The sequence below is a fragment of the Commensalibacter nepenthis genome (assembly GCF_029953305.1).
Taxonomy (GTDB): Bacteria; Pseudomonadota; Alphaproteobacteria; order Acetobacterales; family Acetobacteraceae; genus Commensalibacter; species Commensalibacter nepenthis.
On record NZ_JASBAN010000008.1, the window covers coordinates 1 to 4,123 of the forward strand.

Here is a 4,123-nt window from a genome sequence, read left to right on the forward strand (position 1 = left end):
CCCTCAAGGGTGTAAACTAGAACAGCATAATAACCGTATCTATTTACCAAAGATCGGTTGGATCAGGTATCGTAATAGTCGTGATGTGATTGGAACAATCAAAAATGTTACGATTAGTTGTAAGTGTGGTAAATGGTTTGTTTCTATTCAAACAGAATATGACCATATAGACCCTATCCATACAGGGGATAGGGTTGGGATTGATATGGGGATTGCTCGGTTTGCAACCTTAACCAATGGTCAGTTTTTTGAAGCAAAAAACAGTTTGAAAACACAACAAGCTAAACTTGTGAAATTGCAAAGGCAATTAAGTCATAAGAAAAAGTTTAGTCAGAATTGGAGAAAAGTAAAACAAAAGCTTTCAAAGCATCACGCTCATATTGCCAATGTCAGGCGAGACTATCTGCATAAAATTACAACACAGCTTAGCAAAAATCACGCTATTGTCTGTATGGAAGATTTAAAGATTACCAATATGTCAAAGTCTGCCAAAGGAAACGCTGAGCAACATGGTAAAAACGTAAAACAAAAATCAGGATTAAATCGATCTATCTTAGATCAATCATGGTTCGAGTTTAAACGTCAGCTTGACTATAAACTTTTTTGGAATGGCGGACAATTAATCACCGTTAATCCAAAGAACACAAGCAGAACTTGCCCTTGTTGTGGCTTCATCAGTGCAGAAAATAGAAAAACACAAGCAAACTTTAACTGTGTAGAGTGTGGCTTTGAAGAAAATGCCGATCTAGTCGGTGCAACAAATATCTTAAGGGCAGGACTTGCCCAGTTAGCCTGTGAAGTGAATAACACTGAGTTGTCAGCAACAGGAACCCGCCGAGGTGAGTTAGTCCTAACAGACTAAACACGGTAGGAATCCCCTCACTTTAGGGAGGGGTGGATGTCAAAAAACAGATAAAAAATGATTGATTGTAGGTCGTTTTTTATTAGGAATTTTTTTTTATAAAAAACTTGACGATTTTGAAATAAATAAAGAATATAGAACATCTTTTAACCGTTGCACGATGGACGAAGTGAGTTTGCACCTCACCCCGTCCCGACAAATCGTGTGCCAATGAAAATCACACGTTCATCGTTGTGATGGTATTATATAACAATGAATGTATTCAGTCTCAAAGTATTTTTTCAAAATCTTTCACAATTAAAAGAAATTACGCCTTATCAAAAGGCTGTTTTGGTTTCTTTAGTATCCTATTTTGGTAAAAAAGGGTGCTTTCCCTCTCATACAACACTTGCGGTTGATGCTGGTGTTTGTCCTCGTACGGTTGCGAAGGTTTTAAAAGAAGCTCGTCTACGTGGCTGGCTTGATTGGACGAATCATCGTCTTGGTCGCAGGCAATCTTCTAATCGGTATCGTTTTACGATTGATAATAAGTATATCTCTAAAATTCGTGATGCTGTAGAGGCGATAAAAAAGAAAAGCGCAGTTTTTCAGTATGTCCACAGGTTGCACGGCGCGCAAAGAAGCCCTTATTATTATATTAAAGAAGAACGAAAAAGGCTGTGGAAAAGTATAAATCAGCATGAAAATGGATTATCTCCCTTTCAAAAGCTCTTTAAAGACAATCCAGAACTTGCATTAAAGCAATTCATGGCTTCTTAAAAAAGAAAAAATAGATAAAAATTTAAAAATTAAAAAGATTAAAGTATCTTACTGTACTACTGTATGTATATGTATGGGGCAAGGATATACAAAGTGCACTATGTTTCTTTGTAACTTGCAAGAGGGTTCCCCCCTTAACCCCCAAAGAAAGAAAGCTATGAAGAACCGTCATAAAGAGATTAAAATCCGAGTTAATGAAACGGAATACGAACAGTTACTTCAAAGAAAGACTAAGCCTCGATTAGCAGAATGGATTCGTGAAACTTGCTTAGATCAAAAACCAGCTAAGCGTGTTTCGACTGTTGATCCTTTATTACTTTATGAGTTGAATAAGATTGGCGTTAATCTTAATCAAATTGCAAGGAAAGTTCAGTTTGGAGAACATAATATAGAATGGTTAATTGAGATCATTCACATTGAAAAACAATTGGTGAATTTATTAGAAAATGATTGTTAAGTTCTTTCCTCATCCTAAAGGGGGAGGCAATCCTCTTACGTCCATGGGATATTTGCTCAAGAAGGATGAGCATGAAGTTCAAATCTTACAAGGAAATCCAAGACTTTCCGTTGATGTTGCACAAGGGTTAGATTTTAAAAATAAATATACCGTTGGGTGTTTATCTTTTGAGGAAGCAACTATCCCTAATGCTCATAAGCAAGAAATCATGCAGAAGTTTGAAGAAACGTTCTTTGCAGGGTTAAAGCCAGAGCAATATAATATCTGTTGGATAGAACATACCGATAAAGGGAGGCTTGAGCTTAACTTCTTTGTGCCGAATGTAGAGCTTGAGAGTGGGAAGCGGTTATCAGTCTATTACGATAAGTCAGATCGCCCACTTGTAGAGAATTTTAAGCAGGTTATTAATCAGACATATGGTTTAAGTAACCCAGATATACCAGAAAAGCGTCAATTAACTGTTTCTAGTAGAAATATACCTAAAGACAAGAGAGAAGCTCAAGAAGCGATTAACGGGTTTTTGCGGGGTGAACTAGAAAAGGGACGTATTCAGAACCGTGAGGACCTTTTAAACTGTCTTACAGAGGCTGGATTTGAAATTGCTAGAGTTACACCCAAAAACATCTCCATCAAAACAGACGGGCAAAATTTAAGGCTTAAAGGGGCAATCTATGAGCAGTCTTTCGAACTCAATCGAGCAATTGAAGAAATACAGCGAGCAAAAGGACTTGGAAGCGAAGAAAGAACTTCTGAGCACTATAAGCAAGCTACAGCAGGACTTGAAAAGGCAGTTGAACGAAGACGCACAGAGTTTTCGAAACGATTTGGAACATCAAAAGCAAGTCATACTCAAAGACTTAATCAAGCTTTACAAGGTGCCATTTTGGATGCTGATAGGGATCGGGCTAGTGTTGGCATTAGGGATGGCTTACTTCGCCAGAGAGGCGACCGTGCAATACAATCAAATGGTGGATTGGAAGCAGTCGGCAGCTCTTTACAAGGAAAACAGCAAGGGGTTGATGTTGGCGAACTGCAATTTGGCGGACAAGACAAGCAAGATTTGTATTCAGATCGATCCTCAATACAAGGATCAGGCATTCGGAGACGATCAAGATTACCGAATTATCAAGTTAGGGAAGAGCTAAATGACACCGACAGAGAGGCTTTTGAAGGACGCATTAGACAGGTTGATGAAGCAACAAAACGAGCTTATGAATATATTAAGCGAACGATTGAGCAGGTTAGAGCAGGAAAACCAACAGTTGAAGAGCTTGCTCGAAAAGTCTTTAGACGCATTGAAGTAAAGTTACATAGAAAGGCTGAAAGACAAAAGGAGATGGAGGAAGAAAAGGCGAGAATTAGCCTTGCACGAGGTCGAGGGTTAGGGATGTAAATCATTGCAAGTTATGACAAACTATGCTATGGTAAACACCATAATGAAATTGTCGCGTCTACAAGATAGACCGAAATATCAGGCTCATAACAAACGACCTCAGAACAGGTCGTTTATTATAATAATTACTCTACACAATTAATAGTTTTATCTTTTTTCATAAGAATTATTTTTTTGAGTAAAGAATCACTACTTTTTCCTATATATTTTAGAAAGTCTTGCTGATCATAATTTTGATATTCTGGGATTGTTTTACGATATTTATCTATACGTTCATCGTATTGATTTAAATCAATATACGGTGTCGTGTACTTTATAGGAAGATCATACTTCTTACGGGTTTCATTATCAATATTAGCTAATACTGTAATTGCAATATCTGCAACCATACATTGCTCAATTTGTAGATATTTTGCAGGTGTATTTTTATAGCATTTTTGAACTTCTTCAATAGCTCTTTTTAAACCTTCACGACATACAACAGGTGCAAATTTATCAGTGATTGTATTCGTAATATTACCCGGTAATTTCTCAGGTGTATTTTGAGCAATTGCAGTCAATGGTAAAGATAATATTGGTAAAATTACTAATATTTTTTTTATTGGCATTTTAAAACTTTCACTAAAAATCAAGTTATTTTTATATTAAATTA

Annotated in this window: 5 protein-coding genes; 4 read left to right on the forward strand and 1 reads right to left on the reverse strand. The window is 36.8% G+C overall.

What is annotated here, in order from left to right:
* From QJV33_RS11785 to QJV33_RS11800, 4 genes are all read left to right on the forward strand, one after another.
* The coding region (locus QJV33_RS11785) for an RNA-guided endonuclease InsQ/TnpB family protein (RefSeq protein WP_281463603.1) at positions 1-862 on the forward strand (862 nt) is incomplete at its 5' end.
* A 252-nt stretch (positions 863-1,114) separates the two neighbouring features.
* Positions 1,115-1,621, forward strand: a complete 507-nt coding sequence (locus tag QJV33_RS11790) for a helix-turn-helix domain-containing protein (protein ID WP_281463604.1) — start codon at positions 1,115-1,117, stop codon at positions 1,619-1,621.
* A gap of 157 nt (positions 1,622-1,778) precedes the next feature.
* Positions 1,779-2,078: a plasmid mobilization protein gene (locus tag QJV33_RS11795; RefSeq protein WP_281463605.1), complete on the forward strand. Its 300-nt coding sequence runs from the start codon at positions 1,779-1,781 to the stop codon at positions 2,076-2,078.
* Positions 2,068-3,471: a relaxase/mobilization nuclease domain-containing protein gene (locus QJV33_RS11800; protein ID WP_281463606.1), complete on the forward strand. Its 1,404-nt coding sequence runs from the start codon at positions 2,068-2,070 to the stop codon at positions 3,469-3,471. Before QJV33_RS11795 ends, QJV33_RS11800 begins: the two co-directional genes overlap by 11 nt.
* Before the next feature lie 125 nt (positions 3,472-3,596).
* On the opposite strand, the gene QJV33_RS11805 is transcribed toward QJV33_RS11800, so the two are convergent.
* Positions 3,597-4,079, reverse strand: a complete 483-nt coding sequence (locus QJV33_RS11805) for a hypothetical protein (protein ID WP_281463607.1) — start codon at positions 4,077-4,079, stop codon at positions 3,597-3,599.
* Between the last annotated feature and the right edge of the window lie 44 nt (positions 4,080-4,123).

What these genes read in the sequence shown, in the direction of transcription:
- QJV33_RS11800 (WP_281463606.1), top strand. Translation starts at nt 2,068, where the DNA reads ATGATTGTTAAGTTCTTTCCTCATCCTAAAGGGGGAGGCAATCCTCTT.
- QJV33_RS11795 (WP_281463605.1), top strand. Translation starts at nt 1,779, where the DNA reads ATGAAGAACCGTCATAAAGAGATTAAAATCCGAGTTAATGAAACGGAA.
- QJV33_RS11805 (WP_281463607.1), bottom strand. Translation starts at nt 4,079, where the DNA reads ATGCCAATAAAAAAAATATTAGTAATTTTACCAATATTATCTTTACCA.
- QJV33_RS11790 (WP_281463604.1), top strand. Translation starts at nt 1,115, where the DNA reads ATGAATGTATTCAGTCTCAAAGTATTTTTTCAAAATCTTTCACAATTA.